The sequence below is a fragment of the Paraburkholderia acidicola genome, assembly GCF_002362315.1.
In the GTDB taxonomy this organism is placed as follows: domain Bacteria; phylum Pseudomonadota; class Gammaproteobacteria; order Burkholderiales; family Burkholderiaceae; genus Paraburkholderia; species Paraburkholderia acidicola.
The window spans coordinates 1,533,190-1,552,478 of the sequence record NZ_MTZV01000006.1 but is presented as its reverse complement, the minus strand read 5'-3'; the positions used below and the strand labels follow the sequence as shown (position 1 = coordinate 1,552,478).

The 19,289-nt window shown below is 60.3% G+C and carries 16 protein-coding genes and 1 pseudogene; 10 read left to right on the top strand and 7 right to left on the bottom strand.

Annotation, left to right across the window (positions count from 1 at the left end; translation table 11 throughout):
* Positions 1 to 21: 21 nt before the first annotated feature.
* The gene (locus BWP39_RS25670; protein WP_096725065.1) at positions 22 to 1,878 is read right to left on the bottom strand and encodes an ABC transporter ATP-binding protein; all 1,857 of its coding nucleotides are present in this window, start codon (positions 1,876 to 1,878) and stop codon (positions 22 to 24) included.
* A gap of 773 nt (positions 1,879 to 2,651) precedes the next feature.
* Entirely contained in the window at positions 2,652 to 3,476 is an 825-nt protein-coding gene (locus BWP39_RS25665) for a three-Cys-motif partner protein TcmP (RefSeq protein ID WP_207557095.1), read from the bottom strand.
* Positions 3,477 to 3,686: 210 nt separating this feature from the next.
* On the opposite strand from BWP39_RS25665, the gene BWP39_RS25660 reads away from it, so the two are divergent.
* Both BWP39_RS25660 and BWP39_RS25655 read left to right on the top strand, forming a co-directional pair.
* Positions 3,687 to 4,544 carry a DUF5131 family protein gene (locus tag BWP39_RS25660; RefSeq protein ID WP_096725064.1) on the top strand — a complete coding sequence of 286 codons (858 nt, stop codon included), beginning with the start codon at positions 3,687 to 3,689 and terminating at the stop codon, positions 4,542 to 4,544.
* A 29-nt stretch (positions 4,545 to 4,573) separates the two neighbouring features.
* A complete protein-coding gene (locus BWP39_RS25655) occupies positions 4,574 to 5,845 on the top strand; it encodes a three-Cys-motif partner protein TcmP (protein WP_096725063.1) in 1,272 nt (423 codons plus the stop codon).
* A gap of 149 nt (positions 5,846 to 5,994) precedes the next feature.
* Here the strand turns inward: BWP39_RS25655 and BWP39_RS32640 are convergent, their stop codons facing one another.
* Positions 5,995 to 6,372 (bottom strand): GIY-YIG nuclease family protein, encoded by a 378-nt coding sequence (locus tag BWP39_RS32640; protein ID WP_096725062.1) that lies wholly within the window; start codon positions 6,370 to 6,372, stop codon positions 5,995 to 5,997.
* Between the two features lie 595 nt (positions 6,373 to 6,967).
* On the opposite strand from BWP39_RS32640, the gene BWP39_RS25645 reads away from it, so the two are divergent.
* Together BWP39_RS25645 and bamA are read left to right on the top strand one after the other, a co-directional pair.
* Positions 6,968 to 7,366 carry a hypothetical protein gene (locus tag BWP39_RS25645; protein WP_091008402.1) on the top strand — a complete coding sequence of 133 codons (399 nt, stop codon included), beginning with the start codon at positions 6,968 to 6,970 and terminating at the stop codon, positions 7,364 to 7,366.
* Between the two features lie 167 nt (positions 7,367 to 7,533).
* Positions 7,534 to 9,780: pseudogene (bamA, locus tag BWP39_RS25640) on the top strand (outer membrane protein assembly factor BamA); the annotation flags it as partial.
* Here the strand turns inward: bamA and BWP39_RS25635 are convergent.
* From BWP39_RS25635 to BWP39_RS25625, 3 genes are all read right to left on the bottom strand, one after another.
* The gene (locus BWP39_RS25635) at positions 9,781 to 10,212 is read right to left on the bottom strand and encodes a nuclear transport factor 2 family protein (RefSeq protein ID WP_096725060.1); all 432 of its coding nucleotides are present in this window, start codon (positions 10,210 to 10,212) and stop codon (positions 9,781 to 9,783) included.
* Between the two features lie 97 nt (positions 10,213 to 10,309).
* Entirely contained in the window at positions 10,310 to 11,017 is a 708-nt protein-coding gene (locus BWP39_RS25630; RefSeq protein WP_133116937.1) for a GntR family transcriptional regulator, read from the bottom strand.
* A gap of 2 nt (positions 11,018 to 11,019) precedes the next feature.
* A complete protein-coding gene (locus tag BWP39_RS25625; protein ID WP_207557094.1) occupies positions 11,020 to 12,042 on the bottom strand; it encodes an asparaginase in 1,023 nt (340 codons plus the stop codon).
* Between the two features lie 122 nt (positions 12,043 to 12,164).
* Between BWP39_RS25625 and BWP39_RS25620 the strand changes: the two genes are divergently transcribed.
* Together BWP39_RS25620 and BWP39_RS25615 are read left to right on the top strand one after the other, a co-directional pair.
* Positions 12,165 to 13,499, top strand: a complete 1,335-nt coding sequence (locus BWP39_RS25620; RefSeq protein ID WP_096725058.1) for an MFS transporter — start codon at positions 12,165 to 12,167, stop codon at positions 13,497 to 13,499.
* A 230-nt stretch (positions 13,500 to 13,729) separates the two neighbouring features.
* Positions 13,730 to 14,152: a phasin family protein gene (locus tag BWP39_RS25615; RefSeq protein WP_096726170.1), complete on the top strand. Its 423-nt coding sequence runs from the start codon at positions 13,730 to 13,732 to the stop codon at positions 14,150 to 14,152.
* A gap of 29 nt (positions 14,153 to 14,181) precedes the next feature.
* On the opposite strand, the gene BWP39_RS25610 is transcribed toward BWP39_RS25615, so the two are convergent.
* On the bottom strand, positions 14,182 to 15,366 hold the full coding sequence (locus BWP39_RS25610; protein ID WP_096725057.1) for an MFS transporter: 1,185 nt from the start codon (positions 15,364 to 15,366) through the stop codon (positions 14,182 to 14,184).
* A gap of 168 nt (positions 15,367 to 15,534) precedes the next feature.
* Between BWP39_RS25610 and BWP39_RS25605 the strand changes: the two genes are divergently transcribed.
* The 4 genes from BWP39_RS25605 (at position 15,535) to BWP39_RS25590 (ending at position 19,273) form a co-directional block, all read left to right on the top strand.
* A complete protein-coding gene (locus BWP39_RS25605) occupies positions 15,535 to 15,963 on the top strand; it encodes a MarR family winged helix-turn-helix transcriptional regulator (RefSeq protein WP_096725056.1) in 429 nt (142 codons plus the stop codon).
* 99 nt (positions 15,964 to 16,062) lie between these two features.
* On the top strand, positions 16,063 to 16,479 hold the full coding sequence (locus BWP39_RS25600; protein WP_096725055.1) for a MarR family winged helix-turn-helix transcriptional regulator: 417 nt from the start codon (positions 16,063 to 16,065) through the stop codon (positions 16,477 to 16,479).
* A gap of 87 nt (positions 16,480 to 16,566) precedes the next feature.
* Complete coding sequence (locus tag BWP39_RS25595) at positions 16,567 to 17,652, top strand: HlyD family secretion protein (RefSeq protein ID WP_096725054.1); 1,086 nt, start codon at positions 16,567 to 16,569, stop codon at positions 17,650 to 17,652.
* A 19-nt stretch (positions 17,653 to 17,671) separates the two neighbouring features.
* Positions 17,672 to 19,273 (top strand): DHA2 family efflux MFS transporter permease subunit, encoded by a 1,602-nt coding sequence (locus BWP39_RS25590; RefSeq protein WP_096725053.1) that lies wholly within the window; start codon positions 17,672 to 17,674, stop codon positions 19,271 to 19,273.
* The last annotated feature ends 16 nt before the right edge of the window (positions 19,274 to 19,289 follow it).

Here is a 19,289-nt window from a genome sequence, read left to right as displayed (position 1 = left end):
TAGCAGAACCATGTCGCCGGTTTAATCGAGCGCTGTCTCGCGCGCGGTGCGCTTCGGCGCCGACACGTCGGCTCCATCGACAAGACCCTTCGTCAGCTCCAGCGCCTGACGCTCGAACAGCCGCCGGTACAGCCCGTTCTCGATGCGGATCAGCCGGTCGTGACTGCCTTCCTCGATGATCCGGCCGCGGTCCATCACCAGCAGCCGGTCCAGCGCACGCACGGTGGACAGGCGGTGTGCCACGACCAGCGTGGTGCGGCCCACCATCAGCCGTTCCATCGCCTGCTGGATCAGCACCTCGCTTTCGCTGTCGAGGCTCGATGTCGCTTCGTCGAGAATCAGCACCGGCGCGTCTGCAAGAAACGCCCGTGCGATCGCAACCCGTTGACGCTCGCCACCGGACAGCTTGACGCCACGCTCTCCCACCAGCGTGTCGTAGCCCTGCGGCAGCGCGGCGATGAAATCGTGCGCGCTCGCCTGGCGGGCGGCCCGTTCGATCTCCGCCTGGCTCGCGCCCGGCCGTGCATACGCAATGTTCTCCGCCAGCGACCGATGAAACAGCACCGGTTCCTGCTGGACGATCGCGAGTTGCGCACGCAACGACGCCTGCTGCACGTCGGCGATGTTCTGCCCATCGATCGTGATGCGGCCTTCGTCGATGTCGTACAGCCGCTGGATCAGCTTGATGAACGTCGTCTTGCCGGAGCCCGAGTGGCCGACCAACCCGATGCGCTCGCCCGGCGCGACGCGCACCGAGAAATCGGCATAGAGCGGCGTCGACTGCGCGCCATAGCGGAACGTGACGTGTTCGAAGCGGATTTCGCCTTTGTCGATCGCAATCTTGCGCGCGCCAGGCTTGTCTTCGATACCGAGCGGTTCGCGCTCTAGCGACACGAGTTCTTCCATGTCGTTGACCGAACGCTGCAGGTTGCGCACGTGCATGCCGACTTCGCGCAGATAGCCTTGCAGCATGAAGAACATCGTCAGCGCGAACGTGATGTCGCCGACGCTCGCCTTGTCTTTGGCCCACAGCATTAGCGCCGCGCCGAGCATCGCCGCCTGCATCAGCACCAGCATGGCGCCCTGTACGCCGCCGTTGAGCGTGCCGCGAATCCACGTACGCCGCGTGCGCTTGTTCCACTTGGCGATTACACGGGCGAGCCGCGTTTCCTCGCGGGTTTCCGCGCCGAACGCCTTGACCACCGCGTTGCAGCTCACCGCATCGGCCAGTGCGCCGCCCATGCGTGTGTCCCACGCGTTGCCGAGGCGGGCGGCCGGTGCAACAAAGCCGACCGACAGGGTAACCGTCACCGCGATATACAGCACGGAGCCGAGACCGACGACGACGCCCATCACCGGCCAGTGCACACCCAGCAACACCGTTGCGCCGACCAGCATTACCACCGACGGTAACAGCGCGACCAGCAGCGTGTCGTTCAGCAGATCGAGCGCCCACATGCCGCGCGTGATCTTGCGCACGGTCGAACCGGCGAAGCTGTTGGCGTGCCAGTCGGTGGAGAAGCGCTGCACGCGATGAAACGCGTTAGCGGCAATCTCGCTCATCATCTTCAGCGTCAACGCGATGATGTTCTGGAAGGTGAACTGGCGCAGCACGGTACCGGCCACACCGAGTACGACCAGCGTGGTGAACGCCGAGATCGCCGCCTGCCACGCGAGCGCCTTGCTCGATACGCCGCTGGCCAGCGCGTCGACGAGCCGCCCCGCGAAGAGCGGGGTCAGGACGTCGGCGACCGCTGCCAGCAGGGCGAGCCCGGCGACTGCGACGATGCGGGCAGGCTGGCTGCGCCAGTGAAGGAAAGTGAAACCCAGGACGTTCTTGAACGCCTGTCCACCAAGATCGAGTTTTTTGTTTGTCATGTTCTATAGCCGGTGACGCGGTGCGCCAGGGGGCTATCCCATCAAGAGAAATAGAAACCGACAGTCGAAACAGACCAGGCTTTGCTGGTGAAACGGAAAACAGACTGTCTGGAAGTAGCGCGGGCGGTGTGTCGCCCAGGCGGACGACGACCTAAAGGTGTCGCGCAGGCACGTTTGGGTAAGCGCTAGACATAATTTGCATTTGACGCCTCCCTGAAACGTTGAGATGAAGTGATTGAAGCTGGAAAGTGGTGCTGAAAAACAAAACGGGACGAGTGCCCGAGCGAGGATTCTATCAGGGGCCCGACGAATCTGCCAGCGTCGTTCTGCACGTGTTAGGAGAAGATGAACTGTCCGGTTTGGGGGAGGACCGAACATCAACGCTGCAGGCCGTCCAGAAAACCGAAGCGGTACAGGCACGCCGGAGAGTCCCGCAACAGATGAACGAGCTATGAGTACCGGCGCCACAAGCATCCGCGCCGCTGCCTGGACTACCCGAAGACTTCGATCTGGACTTCGAGATTCCCATTTTCGACGCGCCCGAACTGCCATGATTTCGCGTGATCTGTACGTGAACGATCAGGCGCCGCTCATCGAGGCCGTTTTGTGGAGTCAGGCCTAACCGACGTGGTCAATCTGCCGGTGGCTTAAATCTCCGAGTATGTCGGGGCAGAGCAGGAGCGGTGGGCTATCAGAATTTTCCGGGCCGTGGTGCTGATTGCCGCACTTGTTGAAACGCACTTCTCGCAATAACGACATAAGAATGCGCGGCGTTAAAAGAGGGGGCGGTTCTGCAGCTTGCACGCGTCACGCCATAGACTCTCCGGGAGCTTGTGGCGAGCAAGCAGACACAGCCAGTACATGATCGAACCCTTGCTGTTGCGCACTGGGTACATCGTGTCGCACACGCGTAAGCCAGTTTTGCTCACCAGTGTCTTCCAGTGGTCAACAAATCCGTTTCGCATTTCCCGCTTCGATGAGTGTTTGCGAACCGCCTGTCGCCATCCCGGGGCGAAGTCGTCAAGCGATGAGCGTTCTGCTTCGATGCCTGATGCGATATTACGTTGAATGTCTCCAGTGCTCAGATGAACAACGATATCAATTGACGGCATCGCTGCCAGTTTCTCTATTATCGTGAAATGGAGATGACCGGCGTTGAATGGATCGAGCAATGCGAGATGAAGTCCCCGCCGATCCAGTTGCGGGATCAACCAGTCGATGGTCTGGTCCGCGCGACCTACCGCGGATTTGACCGGGGCCCCCAGTTTGCGCAGTCGGTCGTCGCACGCGGCTACATAGTCGGGGTTCGTGTCTGCGACGAAAAAGTGCGAAAATGTTCCCCGTCTTTGCTGTGCCATTTGCCAGGCGGCTAACGGGCCACCGTCTGAAAATGTTGATGTGTGCTTGATCTTCACCCGACCGGTGCCCGCGAAGAGGTCGATGTATGTTCGTTGAGTGGTGAACCTCTGACGTGCTCCCCAGGACGCATCAATGTACCTCTTGATGATCCGGTGCTTCTCTTCGGTCACCCAACGACCTACTACCATCGCAGGCAATCCGTCTATTTCGTCTGGCACCACCGGTTTCGTGTCAGTCAAAGTACACCCCTCGCAGCCTATTTTTATGCTGGCATCGTTTGAGTACAAACGACGTGATTTCCAACGTTTCCAGAATCTAACGCCTCGCGTATTGCGACAGCGCTGCGTAATCTGTCGAGCAAGTCTACTGCAGCATCCGTCTCAAAACGGGGCTATTTACGATTGGCCTTACGCGTACAATGCCGTACCACCCAACAATAGTTGATCGCCATGGGAAAAGACTCACGCATCGAATGGACTCACCACACTTTTAACCCATGGTGGGGCTGCGTCAAGGTATCGGCCGCCTGCGACCATTGCTACGCAGAAACATGGGCGAAAAGATTGGGTGAAAGCGTCTGGGGGCCGGGAACACCTCGTCGCTTCTTTGGCGATACGCATTGGAAAGAGCCGCTGAAATGGAATCGGGAAGCCGCGGCTGACAAGGTCCGCCGTCGAGTTTTCTGCGCGTCGATGGCCGATGTCTTCGAAAATAGGCCTGACTTGGTCGCCGAGCGTTTAAGGCTTCTCGAACTTATCGCGCAAACACCCCACCTTGACTGGTTGTTGCTGACAAAGCGCATTCACCTCGTCAGAAAGCAGCTACCAAAGGGATACGAATTTCCGAGCAACGTGTGGCTCGGAACGACCGTTGAGAATCAGGCGAGCGCGGGTAAGCGTATCAAGCATCTACTCGAGTTTTCGTCTCCGTCCGTTCGGTTCCTCTCCTGCGAGCCGTTACTCGGCCCGCTCGATCTCTCAGGGTTTCTTGTACGTGGCGAGAGGGGCACGCGGGTTGACTGGGTCATCGCGGGTGGTGAGTCAGGACCCGGCTCGCGCCCCATGGATCCCATGTGGCCAGTGCAACTGCAAAAACAGTGCTCAAAGGCCAGGGTGCCGTTTCACTTCAAACAGTGGGGTCACTGGGCGCCGGTGGAACAGGTAACTGATGTGATGACCAAACACACCGCGGTGAAGGTCCTTCGCCAGGACGGCTCGGAAGTATCGGTCGCGGCAATAGGTAAAACGAAAGCTGGACGTGCGCTCGATGGCAAACATTGGGACCAATTCCCTGTGTCCAGACAATAGACGGTCGCGCCTTAATCGGGGTATTAGCCTTGGCCAAACGCCATTACGACTGGAGCAGCGGTCTCGCTGAAATTGAAGAACACAGTCTGACCAAACATCAGGTGCTCGTCGATTATCTCGTGCGCTATTTTCAGCAGCGCACGCTCAATGCGCCAGGGCGAGAGCGCTTCAGGATCACACTGGTGGACGGTTTTTGTGGAGGCGGACTGTACGTCCTTCAAGGCTCGGACCAACTCGTGCTCGGGTCTCCACTGCGCATGATGGAGGCGGTTGATACCGCTTTCACCCTCGTCAATGCGAATCGAACCAAACAAATCGAACTTGATGTGCAGTTCGTCTTTGTCGACAAAGACAAGCACGCACTTGAGCATCTACGCAAGGTTCTTGGTGACCGTGGTTACCAGCACGCGATCGGCGTCTCGATCCACCTCCTGCACGCAGAGTTCGGCGTCGCTGCAGATGAGATCCTGCAGCGCATACGCCGGCACACCCCTCGTTCCGGCACAGCACTATTCTTTCTCGATCAGTATGGATATACCGAGGTGCCGGCACCGCTGATCCGGCGCATTTTCCAAACGAGCCCCAACGCAGAGATCGTACTAACGTTTCACGTTTCGTCATTCGCAACGTACACGAACGACGAGTTCGCGCAACGCATTTCTGCAACGCTACAGATCGACATTTTCAAGCGACTGGGTTCGCGTTCCATTGAACAGATCAAGGCAGACGAGACGGACTGGCGACGATTCATACAGGCTGCTCTGTATGAGGCGTTGGTTGAGCAATGTGGCGCCGCGTTTTTTACACCGTTCTTCATCCGCGGGTCAGGCGCTGGGCACGGGGAATACTGGCTCGTTCATCTCTCCCAACACCACCGTGCACAGGATGTGATGAAGCAGGTCCACTGGCAACACAGCAATCACTTCGTCCACTATGGTGGTGCAGGGTTGAACATGCTGGCGCCCCACACCATGGGATTTATGCAGGAATTCGATGGGGGATTCAAGTTCGATGACGTAGCGCGCAACAGGTCCGACAAGGAACTGGTTGAACAGCTTGCTGTGAGAATCTTCGATCAACCTCATGCTGTCAATTTTTCAACCGTGTTTGCTCAAACGTGCAATGGATCGCCCGCGACAGCAGGAATGTATAAGGACGCCCTTGCAACACTCGTAGCGAGTGGAGACGTCATGGTTAGGTCGTTTGATGGAAAACCTCGTTACCGGGCGCGCTACATTTGTGATTCAGATCAGATCGAGAGAGCGAGACAACTGAAATTGTTTCTGTCTCCGGCGCGTTAGCGAGCCGTACGGCTGCCGAGAAATACTGTTGGATGTTTAAGGGATGGTCCGCCGTACTTCTCTGGTGAGTATCGCAGCCTCCGGGCGTTATTCTGTCGGGCGCCGCCAATAGTCGCGTAAGGCAGATGTCATACGACATGCATTTTTCGTTACTTTGTCGTTCGCCGCGACCAGTAATCCGGTCGAGGCTCCGGTTTAACTCGCGCCCGAGTAGCACGTCTCGCCCCCCACTTCTCGAAGTCAAACTCAATCCCATGGCGCGCGAATATGACCTTTGCCCTTGGAATGCTCTCTCTTTTCCATAGCTTACGGCGCCTCGTATCCGACTTCAGCAAGGCTTCGTATGCAAAGGCCTCTTCACGAGTCTCGAAGCGCTTTGCCGCGAGAAGGTACCATCTGCGGCCCTTCGTCCATCCCGAGTTATTTTTGGAATTGTGTCCGTGTATCCGCCGCTTCAGGTTTGAGGTTGCACCCAAATAGGTTCTGCCCTCAGGGCACACAAGCAGATAGGTCCATGCGGCTGTCATAGGCTATTGAGATTCGCTAATTTAGATAATACTGCCTGAAATTGATGCGCCCGCGTTGCCGATTGCGCAATCGATGGCGTCGTGAATCAAGTACTTGGGATCGATGCCAAGCACGGTCGCGGCACGTGAACTTATTTTCGTCGGGCCGATACGCGAATAGGGGGTAGATGTTGTGCGTGCGAACCGCAGATATTCAGTGTCCGATCATTCGATGCAGCAGGAACCTCCCTTCGTACTGTCGCGTTCGCGACACGCCATCACCACCGAAAAAACGCACGAATCGAAGCACGAACGTTCGCTGCGCACAGCAGATTCGCAATGATCGTTGGTCATCCGCCTGCGCAGATCGCGCAGGTTCTTACCAGTTGTTTCCTGCAACTACTCGACGGATTCACGACGAAACATTAGCCACCGGGCAACTGCGCCATGTGCGTCCTGCTCATGACGACGACTTCGGTAAGGCACCGTAACGACCCGTCGATGCAGCGATGAAAACCTCACCGGGTTGAAAGAAAAAATCAGTAATCCGTAGGTAAACATCGACACGCTGCGATTGCCTACATTCGCATTTCGGCATCGAACCCGGAGTGTCCTTATGTCATCGCAAGTCGCACTCGCCATCGATTCCCTCAACGGTTTCGAAATTACCGCAGACGGTCAATACCTGATGTTGAGGAGCAACCAGCCCGACTGCATCGCACTGCATTGCTCGGTCATGCATGAACTGCTGGCCGCACTGGCCAATGCGATTGCGCGCTCCGAGCGGATTCGCCAGCACCAGCAGAGCCTGAAGTTCGCGATGCCTTGCGAAGCATGGCAGGTGGCCGGCGATGTGCGCAGCGACCGGCATCTGGTGCTGTCGTTCCGTTTGCCCGGCGGTGCCGAACTGTCGTTCCGCATGCACCGCACGCAGGCCGCGCACATGACTGAAGTGCTGGCGATGACCACGGGCCTGAGTCAACCACGAAAACCTGCCGGCGTCCGGATGCAGTAGCGATGCGCACCGTCGTGCAAGCGCGGCGCGAGCCGCAGTGTCCACGGGGACGGCCTTCGTCTTTCGTGTTTGCGTTGTAACCTCCTCCACACTCCTGCATGACGTTTGAGAAATTTTCGGCGCGCTGCGCCTCGGCATTTACCTTGATCGGCGCGGCTACGTTCGCGCTGCCGGCTTACGCCATCGAGCCGTTCGTCGTTCGCGACATCCGTATTGAAGGACTGCATCGACTCGAAGCAGGAACCGTATTCTCGTACCTGCCGATCAAGCAGGGCGACACATTCAACGACGACAAGGCTTCCGAAGCGATCCGCGCGCTGTACACGACGGGTTTCTTCAACGACGTCAAGATCGAGGCGGAAGGCGACGTCGTAGTCGTGCAGGTGCAGGAACGTCCGGCCATCGGCACGATCGACTTCGCCGGCATCCACGAATTCGACAAGGACAACCTGACCAAGGCGCTGCACTCGGTCGGTCTGTCGCAGGGCCGGTACTACGACAAGGCGCTCGTCGACAAGGCCGAGCAGGAGCTGAAGCGCCAGTACCTGACACGCGGTTACTACGCAGCCGAAGTCACGACGACGGTCACGCCGATCGACCGCAACCGCGTCGGGCTGCTGTTCTCGGTGATTGAAGGGCCGAACGCAAAGATCCGTCAGGTCAACTTCATCGGCAACAAGGTGTTCAGCGAGGACACGCTGCGTGACGAGATGCAGCTGTCCACGCCGAACTGGTTCTCGTGGTACACGAAGAACGATCTGTACTCGAAGGAAAAACTCACCGGCGACCTCGAAAACGTTCGCTCGTACTACCTGAATCGCGGCTATCTCGAGTTCAACATCGACTCGACGCAGGTGTCTCTCTCGCCGGACAGGAAGGACATGTACCTGACGGTGACGATACACGAAGGCGAGCCGTACACGATTTCGAGCATCAAGCTGGGCGGCAACCTGCTGGACCGCGAGGCGGAACTCACGAAGCTGATCAAGATCAAGCCGGGCGAGCGGTTTTCGGCGGACAAGCTGAAGGCTGTAACGAAGACGATCGTCGACAAGCTCGGCGAGTACGGTTACGCGTTTGCCACGGTGAACGCGGTACCCGATATCGATCAGGAGCATCACAAGGTCGCGCTGATACTGCAAGTCGATCCGAGCAAGCGGGTGTATGTGCGACGCGTGAATATCGAAGGCAATACGCGCACGCGCGACGAAGTCATCCGCCGCGAGATGCGCCAGTTCGAGAGTGCGTGGTTCGATTCGGGCCGGCTCGCGCTGTCGAAGGACCGGATCAACCGTCTTGGCTACTTCACCGACGTCGACGTGACGACGGTACCGGTGGAAGGCTCAACCGACCAGGTCGATGTGGACGTGAAGGTCACCGAGAAGCCGACCGGCTCGATTACGCTTGGGCTCGGCTACGGGTCCGGCGAAGGGCCGATCATTTCTGCAGGTGTCACGCAGGACAACGTGTTCGGCTCGGGCACGACGCTCTCGCTCAACGTGAACACGTCGTCGACCGGGCGCACGCTGAGCGTCACGCAGGTCGACCCGTACTTCACGATAGACGGCATCAAACGCATTACCGACGTCTATTACCGTACGACCTATCCGCTCTATTACTCGAACGTCAGCGACACGAGCTTTCGCATCGTTACGATGGGCGCCGACCTGAAGTTTGGCGTACCGTTCTCGGAATCCGACACGGTGTACTTCGGCACGGGGCTCGAGCAGAACCGGCTGGACGTCGACTCGAGTACACCGCAAAGCTATATCGACTACGTGAACAGTTTCGGCCGCGTATCGAACAACGTGCCGATCACGATTGGCTGGTCGCGCGATAACCGCGATAGCGCACTGGTGCCGAGCAAGGGGTACTTCACGCAGTTCAACGCGGAATACGGCACACCGATCGCCACCACCAAGTACTACAAGACGGACCTCCAGTCGCAGTATTACTACTCATTCTCGCGTGGCTTCGTGCTGGGGCTCAACTTCCAGGGCGGTTACGGCAACGGCCTCAGCGGCGAACCGTTCCCGATCTTCAAGAACTACTTCGCGGGTGGGATCGGTTCGGTGCGTGGCTACGAGCCAGGCTCGCTGGGTCCGCGCGATGCCACGACCGGCGACCCGATTGGCGGCTCGAAGATGGTGGTCGCCAATGTCGAACTGACCTTCCCGTTGCCGGGCACCGGCTACGACCGCACATTGCGCGTGTTCACGTTTACGGACGCGGGCAATGTGTGGGGTACCGAAGGCAATAGCGTGGGCGCAAACGGCCTGCGTTACAGCTATGGTGTAGGTCTCGAATGGATCTCGCCAATCGGCCCGCTCAAACTCGACTTCGCGCTGCCGATCGTGAAGCACGCCGGCGATCAGTACCAGAAGTTCCAGTTTCAGATCGGGACTTCGTTCTAGCTAGGTGTGCGACTGCTTCATCGCAGCGACGAGCGACTTGAAGCCGACCCATCCCCAGTAGACCCGGTGATGGGTAATCAATCCGTCTGCGACGTCCATCACTTCGACGAGATCGACCTGATCGCCGTGCGGTGTATCGCGTGGATATTCCCACGTGACGCGTGTGTCGTTCGAGAAGAACGTGTCGGTTCGAAACCACTGGCCGAGCTTGCCCGGCAACTTGCGTAAGCCCGCTTCGAAAAATGCGCGGATCGCCGGTTTGCCCTGCAGGATGCCTTCGTTGTGGTCCGGCAGTGTGACCAGGATCAGCGGTGTTTCGAGTATGGCGTGGTCGGCATATAACGCGATCAGACCTTCGAGGTCACGCGCTACCACCGCTTTATGCCACTGTTCGTAAATATGACGGGTTGCTGCGTCGGGTTGGGGAAGCACAGGAAGTTCTCCATGGGTTCATGGTTGAACTTCTAGTGTGGCGTAGCGAGGGTACCGGACGTTTCGATGCGTATCGAAGGGTTCGTTACGCGAGCGGCTATGCGCCGTCACTGCCCTCAGCCTCGGAGCTGTCGATGGCCCGCACGATCGTTTCGAGCGTGTCGTTCAGATGAAGGAGGGTCCGTGCTTTGGCCACTTCGGCATCGCGCTGTTTGTACTGGGCCAGGATGTCATCGTGCTCGGCGTTGCTGCGCGCAATGTGTTCCGGGCTCATATAGAGCGATAGCGAGATATAGGGCGCTGCCGCGTCGCGCAGCGTCTTGACCAGGTGAGCGAGCCTGCTGTGAGCCTGGGATGCCCAGAGCGCCGAATGAAACTCCAGATTCAACTCGGTCCAGCGCGTGACATCCTGCGTCTGCAGCATCTCTTCGTGGAGCGCTTCGGCTTGCGCGATATCTTCCGGGGTAATGCTCTGCATCGCCTCGTCTACCATCATCGACTCCAGCACCTTCCTGAGCCGGTAGATTTCCTGCACATCGTCGAGCGTCAGTCCGCGTACCACCGCGCCCCGGTGCGCGTCGAAAAACACCAGCCCCTCCGAGATCAGCGTACGCAGTGCCTCTCGTACCGGCGTCGTGCTCATCTCCAGCCGCTGGGCCAGATCGTCCTGACGCAGGCGTTCGCCCGCTGTCACCCGGCCTTGCAGAATGTCGGCACGCAAGGTCTGCACCGCGAACTGGTACGCGGTGAGCCGGCGTGATGGCGCGGCATGCACTCTAGGCGGGGCGTTCGGCGGAGTTTTCAAGGTTATGGCTGCGGGTGGGTGAGCGAGTGGCGAGGCAGTGTACTCCACCTGGCGAGCGCCTCCGGGATCTGCTCGCGCGCTGTGCCGGCAGCCAGCAGCGCGCCCAGCAGCAGCCGTGCCTTCAACGGATGGAGCCACTTCGCGAGGAGGGCGCCGCGTCGCGCCAGATCGACTTCGGATCCTGCGAAGCCATAGGTCCGGGAGGCTGTCGCGCCGGCACCGGTGCGGCTCGCGATCACCACGGGCACCGCTTTCGCGAGGCGTTCGATCTGCTCGGCGAAGCCGAAGGAGACGTGCCCGGCGCCAAATGCGGAGACCACGATGGCTTCGTAGCCCAGATCGAGTGCGGCCGCGGCCAGATCGCCATCGTCACCCAGCAGCGCTGGAATGACGGCTACCTTTGGAAAGGGGCGCGTGGGTGGCGGTACCAACGATCTATGGCCGGGCGCATGGAAATATTCGGGCCGACCTTCGACCACGCGTCCCGCTGGCCCGCCGTCTGGCGATACGAAGGTCTGGACCGACAGTGAATCCGACTTGCAGACCCAGCGCGCCCTGTGCACGGTGTCGTTCATGACGACGAGCACGCCGCGCCCGCGGCTCTCGTCGTCGATGGCCACCTGCACGGCGGCCAGCAGATTGGCCGGCCCGTCGGCCCCCGCGGACAACGGCGTACGCATCGCGCCCGTGATGATCAGCGGCTCGGGATGTGGCCAGTACAGATCGAGGAAAAACGCGGTCTCTTCGATGGTGTCGGTGCCTTGCGTCAGGACGACGCCCCGCGCGCCTCCAGCGATCTTCTCCACAGCCCACGCGAGGCACGCCAGCAGCTGTTCGATGCCAAGCGAAGCGCTCGGCAGCTGGGAGAGCGACGCCGTGGAGAGTTCGGCCAGCGCCCCCAGCCCCGGCACCGCTGCAACCAGCTGCGCGGCGTCCAGCTTGGGGACGGCGCCGCCAGCGGCATCCGACGGCGTCATGCTGATAGTGCCCCCGAGGGAGGCGATCGCAACCAGTGGGCGCGTCATATGGTTTTCCCGTAGCGTTAAAGTATACATTGTGCATTATATATAGTGCATATACAGTAGGCAAACCCAAAGCCTGTTCCTTCAATCCGCTCAACACGCTTAAGTCGTTACGGAGTCGCTTCATGCATGTCCCGCCGCCAAGTCGATACCGCTTCACGATCTTCTTCCTGATCGTCGTCATTGCTCTGATCAACTACATCGACCGCGGCGCTATTGCGTATGCGGCAGGGCAGATCATCGACGAGTACGGTTTCGATCGCGCCGGCTGGGGTGCCGTAATGGGCTACTTCGGCTATGGCTATATGTTCGGCGCGCTGATTGGCGGCGCGCTCGCAGACCGGCTCGGCGCCAAGCGCGTCTGGATGATCGCGGGCGTAGCGTGGTCGCTGTTTGCGATCTGCATGGTCTGGGCTGGTGACATTGGCCTTGCGGTTTTTGGTGGCTCGGCGCTGAGCGGGTTCGCCATGGTGCGCATCTTCTTCGGTTTCTCCGAAGGGCCGGCTTACTCGATCATCAACAAGACCATGTCAGCGTGGGCAGCGCCGTCGGAGCGCGGGTTCGCGGTGTCGATCGGCCTGTTGAGCACGCCGCTGGGTGCGTTGCTCACGGCTCCGGTGGCCGTCGGACTGATCCTGCTGACCGGTAGCTGGCGCACCATGTACGTGGTGCTCGGTGTGCTGGGCCTGATCCTGATCGCGTTGTTTTCGCGTGTGTATGCGAACCGTCCCGAAGATCATCCAAAGGTCAATGCCGCGGAACTCGCCCTGATCCGGGCAGAGCGCGATGCAGCGCCCAAGACGGCGAGCGTAGTTGCCACGCTGCCATGGTGGGCGTTCTTCAAGAGCCGGACGCTGATGTTCAATGCGATCGGCTACTTCGCCTTCATCTACGTCAACTTCATGTTGCTGACGTGGACCCCGAAGTACCTGCACGACGAGTTCAACTTCACGCTCTCCTCGCTCTGGTATGTCGGGATGATTCCGTGGGTCGGCGCGTGCTTTACGGTATTGCTGGGCGGCCGCATTTCCGACTGGCTGCTCAAGCGCACGGGCAAGCTGGTCATCGCGAGAAGCTGGTTTGCCGCGGGCTCGCTGCTGCTGACAACGCTGTGTTTCCTGGCGGTGTCGCAGGCGCATAGCGTGTGGACCATCATCGCGTTGATGACCCTGGGCAACGCCTTGAACGCACTGCCGAACTCTGTCTACTGGGCGGTGGTGATCGATACCGCACCTTCGCGTGTCGGTACCTTCAGCGGCATCATGCATTTCATCGCGAACATTGCTGCGGTGCTGGCTCCTACGCTGGCAGGCATTCTGTCGGCGCGCTATGGTTACTCGTCGATGTTCATTGCCACGTCAGTGGCTACTGCAGTGGGCGTGTTTGCCATGCTGCAGGTTCGTCCGGGCGAAGGCCCACGCGTGCAAGGCGAGGCGAATGCCATCGAAACTGCGAAATGATTCCGGTCTTCGATGCCCGTGGGTAGGTATTCGTCAGGATCATGCATGGATGGCTTCGCTGCCTTTCGCGAGCTTATCGGGTTCAGGTTGACCTCCTGGTATGACGTAACGACGCCAATATCGTTTGCTGGCGTAATACGACGGTAACGGGCATGATCGTGTGGCGCGCTGCCACCCGGGCAGCGGCGCCCATTGCGCAGGCCATGCGCACACGCCAAGGAGCATCGAGCATGGAACAACCGAACCCGGCCAATCCGTTTGGAGACGTCTTCAAGCTGCTCGAGCAGTTCAAGCTGCCGGGCTTCGATGTGCCCGCCATCATGGATGCGCGCCGCAAGGACGTCGAGGCGCTGGTGACGGCCAATCAGACTGCGCTGCAAGGCATGCAGTCGCTGGCACAGAAGCAGGCCGAGATGCTGCGCAGCACGCTGGGAGAACTGCAGTCGCTCGCAACCCAGGTGTCCGCTGCGGGCGTCACGCCGTCGGCGAAGACCGCCGAACTCGTCCAGCAGTCGCTGCACAAGTCGCTTGCCGACATGCAGCAGCTCGCGCAGGCGGCTTACAAGTCGCAGGCGGAGTCGTATGCGGTGATCGCGAAGCGCGTCGAGGAAAACGTCGAGGAACTGAAGGCGCTCCTGCAGCAGAAGAAGTAGCGGTCTTGCGCCGTGGACCTGGTGTGTAATTACGCGTCCGCGGCTTCCGCTTTCATGGATGCGCGCGCATGCTGCGGTGCGGGCATGCGTGTCGAGCGCCACGCAAAACACAGTGCGAGTACGACAAGGCCGCTACCGGCCCATGGTGTCGCGAGTAACGCGCCGCGTTCCACCAGCAACCCACCGAATCCCGAACCCAACGCGACGCCCAGATGCATCGCGGATACGTTGATGCCGACGTTCACATCGGCGGCCGCGGGTGCGCTGCGAATCAGGTAGTTCTGCACGATCGGCGAGATCGACCAGCTAAGGCAGCCCCAGATCATCATCGCGGGTACGAACAGCGCGAGCGCGTGTCCGCTGAGCGGCAACACGGCCATCGCCAGCAGGAACGCGGCCGGGCAGACCAGTAACGCTCGCGATGCACCGGCGCGATCCGACAGCCAGCCGCCGAGCCACGCTCCGGTCACACCCGCTACACCGAATGCGACATACAGCAGCGTCAGTTCGGCCGGACGCGGCGCGAGCCACATCTGCAGATAAGGGCTGAGGTACGCGAACAACGTGAAGTGACCGCCGATCATCGCGACGGAAACGAGCTGACCGCAGAGCGTCTTCGGGTGCGCAAGCTGGTTGCGGTAGGTGCGCCACGCGATAGCCGGGCGCGGCGGCGCGACCGGCAACCGGTACGCAAGGTAACAACCGAGCGGCACGACCGCGAGCCCGATCGCGACGAAAACCGCGCGCCAGCCGGCCCAGTCGGCGATCGTCATGCCCACCGGCACACCCAGCACCAGCGACCCGCTGATCCCCATGAAAACGATACCGATCGCGCGGCCGTGAAAGCGCGGTGGCGCGAGTTCGGTGGCAAGGCGCGTTGCCAGCAGGATCACGGTTGCGCAGCTGGCCGCCATCGCGATGCGCGCGGCGAATAGCGACGCATAGCCGGGACTCAGCGCAGCAAGCAGATTGCTGCACGCAAATACGCCGAGGGCGACAAGCAGCAGGCGTTTGCGCTCGAATCGCGCGAGCCCCATAGAAAGGCCAAACGCAGTGAGCGCGAAAACGCAGGAGAAGATCGTGGTGAGCTGCCCCGCGGATGCAAGCGAGACGTGCAGATTGGCCGCAATGGAGGGCAGTATGCCGATGCAGATGTTTTCGTCGATGCCGGCGAGAAAGACCGTCGCCGCCAGCCAGTAGATGCGTGTGTCCATGAATCCCTTCCGATACGTGGCGGCGCGGCAAACGGTTTGCGGCGCCCTCGTGGATCAGTTGGGTTTCGAGGCTGGGCTTCGGTTATCCCGGACCGGGACGTTACCTCAACGGCATGCATGGTGCAACTTTCCTTGACAATGTGCGTATGCACTTATAGACTGCCTGCCATGAACGGACCTCTCTCCTACGACGAGTGCAATTGCTTCGCGCTGCGCCAGGCAGCGCGTTTCGTCACGCAAATCTACGAGCGCCATATGGGGCAGGTTGGCGTGACGGCGGCGCAATTCACGATTCTGGCCAAGCTCGCTCGCAGGCCAAATCTGACGATGATGGATCTGGCGGACTCGATGGTGATGGACCGCACGACGCTCGTGCGCGCGCTCAAGCCGATGCAGCGTGATGAGTGGGTCATCGCTGAGGCATCGGAACACGATGGCCGGACCTATCTGTTCAGTCTGTCGAAAAGCGGCGAGCAGATGTTCGGTCAGGCCGCCATTGCATGGCGCGAAGCGCAGGACGAGTTCGAAAGCAAGTTCGGTAAGGCGCGGGCCAAAGCACTGCGCAGCGAACTGTTCGACGTCACAGCAGAAGGATGAACGACGCCCGGTTATCGACCGCATCGAGCAGCACGCGGTTATTCCGGGATTTTTTTCAGCATTTTGTGTGCATATACACTTTAAGTTCGACACGAGCCCATGGAATTTTCTCCTGAAGACGACTGCTTCGCCGTACGCCAGGCCGCGCGCTACACGTCGCAGATGTACGACCGGCATCTCGCGAATGTCGGTCTGACCATCACGCAGTTCTCGATCTTGTGCCGCTTAAGTCGTGGCCGGCGACTCACGATGAAGCAACTGGCCGATCAGATGGTGATGGAGCGCACGTCTTTGCTGCGCGCGTTGCGGCCGTTGCAGCGCGACCGCCTGGTAGTGAGCGAAGCACTGACACTGGACCACCGCGCGTTATCGCTGGGTTTGACCGCAACCGGCATCGAACGCCTCGAGGCCGCCAGGTTTTACTGGCACGCCGCGCAGGACGAGTTCGAGCAACGCTTCGGCATACAGCGTTCGGCTTCGCTGCGCCGTGAGCTGCTCGATATGACTGGCAGCTAGCTTCACGAATTTTCGGTAGACACATCAGACTGGCGCGCTTTTAAGCGCTTTTTTTCAACGCTAAACAGTGCATACGCACATACAACCATGTCCACTTCTCCATCGACTCTCGCGCCGGCCGATATCGCCAAACCGGCGCGCCGTATTCCCTGGATGCTGCTCGCGATCGTGACGGTCGTTGTCGTAGTGGCCATCGCCGTGTCGTACTGGTTTATCGTCGGCCGCTTCATCGAAACGACCGACGATGCGTACGTTGGTGGCGACGTCACGGTGATGGCACCGAAGGTGAACGGCTTTGTCACCGACGTGCTCGTCAAGGACAACCAGTACGTGCATGCGAACCAGGTGTTGATCCGGCTCGATTCGCGCGACTACGATGCGCGGCTTGCCCAGGCCGATGCGGAAGTGGCGAGCGCCCAGGCATCGGTGACGGAACTGCAGGCCCGCAAGTCGCTGCAGCTCGCGACGATCAACGAGCAGTCCGCGGAAGTGAAGGCATCGGGTGCGGAACTGACGCGCAGCGCGGCCGACCAGACGCGCTATCGCGAACTCGTGAAGGACGATGCGGTGTCGAACCAGGTGGTCGAACGTGCCGATGCCGATCTCACGAAGGCACATGCAGCAGTGGACCGCAGCAACGCAGCACTGCTCGCCGCCCAGCGACAACTGACCGTACTCGACGCACAGATCGGCGATGCGCAGGCGCGCGTTGCGACCGCGCAGGCTGCGCAACGCGTCGCCGCACTGAACGTCGAATACACGACGATCCGTTCGCCGATCGACGGTTATGTCGGCAACCGCACCGCGCGCGTCGGGCTGCTCGCCGACGTTGGCGTATCGCTGCTGACGGTTGTACCGGCTAGCGGTTTGTGGATCGACGCGAATTTCAAGGAAGACCAGTTGAAGAAGATGCGCGCGGGCGATGCAGTCGATGTCTCGCTCGATGCATCGAATCGCGAGATCCACGGCACGGTCGAGAGCCTGGCACCGGCGACGGGCGCAACCTTCAGCGTGCTGCCCGCCGAAAACGCCACCGGCAACTTCACGAAGATCGTGCAGCGCGTACCGGTGCGTATTCGTCTCAATGTGCCGCACGACATGCAAGGCGTGCTGCGCCCCGGTCTGTCGGCGACGGTCGAGGTACACGTCGACAACGCGTCGAACCGCTCGTAATCCACCGGCCCGACGCATCATGAACGCCACCACCTTTACCGCGCGCGCCCAGACCCGCGCTCCCGCCAATCCCGCCGACCAGCCCACCCGCACAAAAATCTTCGCATTCGCGCTGATGTGCCTGGGCTTCTTCATGGCGACACTCGATATCCAGATCGTCGCCTCATCGCTGAAGGACATCGGCGGTGGTCTGTCTGCGAGTCAGGACGAACTCTCGTGGGTACAGACCTCATATCTGATCGCCGAGATTCTCGTGATTCCGATGTCCGGCTGGCTCACGCGCGTGTTCTCGACGCGCTGGGTGTTCGCAGCGTCCGCACTCGGCTTCACACTGACCAGCATGCTGTGCGGGCTCGCATGGGACATCAATTCGATGATCCTGTTTCGCGGCCTGCAAGGCGCACTCGGCGCCGCGATGATTCCCACCGTGTTCACGACAGCCTTCGTGCTGTTTCCCGGCAAGCAGCGGCTGATCGCCTCGACGACGATCGGCGCGCTCGCGTCGCTTGCGCCGACCATCGGCCCCGTGATCGGTGGCTGGATCACTTCGCAATGGTCGTGGCAATGGCTGTTCTACCTGAACGTCGTGCCGGGCGTGTTTGTCACGCTGCTGGTGCCGCGCTTCGTGCATATCGATGACGTGGACCTGTCCTTGCTGAAGAAGGGCGACTACCTCGGTATCGTGCTGATGTCGGGTTTTCTGGGTTGCCTCGAATACGTGCTCGAAGAAGGCCCGCGCAAAAACTGGTTTGGCGATCACGCCATCTTGTTCTGCACATGGATTTCGGCGATCTGCTGCTTTCTCTTTCTCGTGCATGCGTTCACCGCGAAAGAACCGATCGTCGATCTACGGGCGCTCGCGGTCCGCAATTTCGGCATCGGTAGTCTGCTGTCGTTTATCACCGGCATTGGGCTGTTCTGTGCGGTGTTTCTCACACCGGTGTTCCTGTCACGCGTGCGCGGCTTCGATTCACTGCAGATCGGCATTGCGCTGCTGTCGGTAGGCTGCTTTCAGTTGATCGCGCTGGTGGTGTATTCGCAGCTGGCGCGTTTCTTCGACATGCGCTGGCTGCTGGTGTTCGGTCTCGTGTGCTTCGGTCTTGGCTGCTATCTCTACGTACCGCTGACGAGCCAATGGGGTTGGCAACAACTGCTGATTCCCCAGGCGCTGCGCGGTATCGGCCAGCAATTCGCGGTGCCGCCGATCGTCACGATGGCGCTCGGCTCGCTGCCCCCGTCGCGACTCAAATCGGCGAGCGGCCTGTTTAACCTGATGCGCAATCTCGGCGGTGCAATCGGCATTGCGGTGAGCAGCACGATGCTCAACGACCGGCTGAATCTGCACTATCTGCGGCTCGACGAGCATGTCACCGCGGGACGTCCCGTGATCGAGTCGCTCTTGCACTCGCAAACCGCGCATTTCGCCGCAGTGGGCGGCGGTGCGTTGAACGCAGCGAACGCAGGGCTCGGGACGCTGCATGCGCTGCTGCTGCGCGAAGCACTGGTGCTGACGTTCTCCGATGCTTTTTTCGCGGTCGCGCTCTGCTTCGTGGTCGGTCTGCTGAGCGTCGTGTTCTCAAAGCCGTTCGGCAACCGGGCACCGCCGCCCGATGCGCATTGAAACTCCTGTACCGACA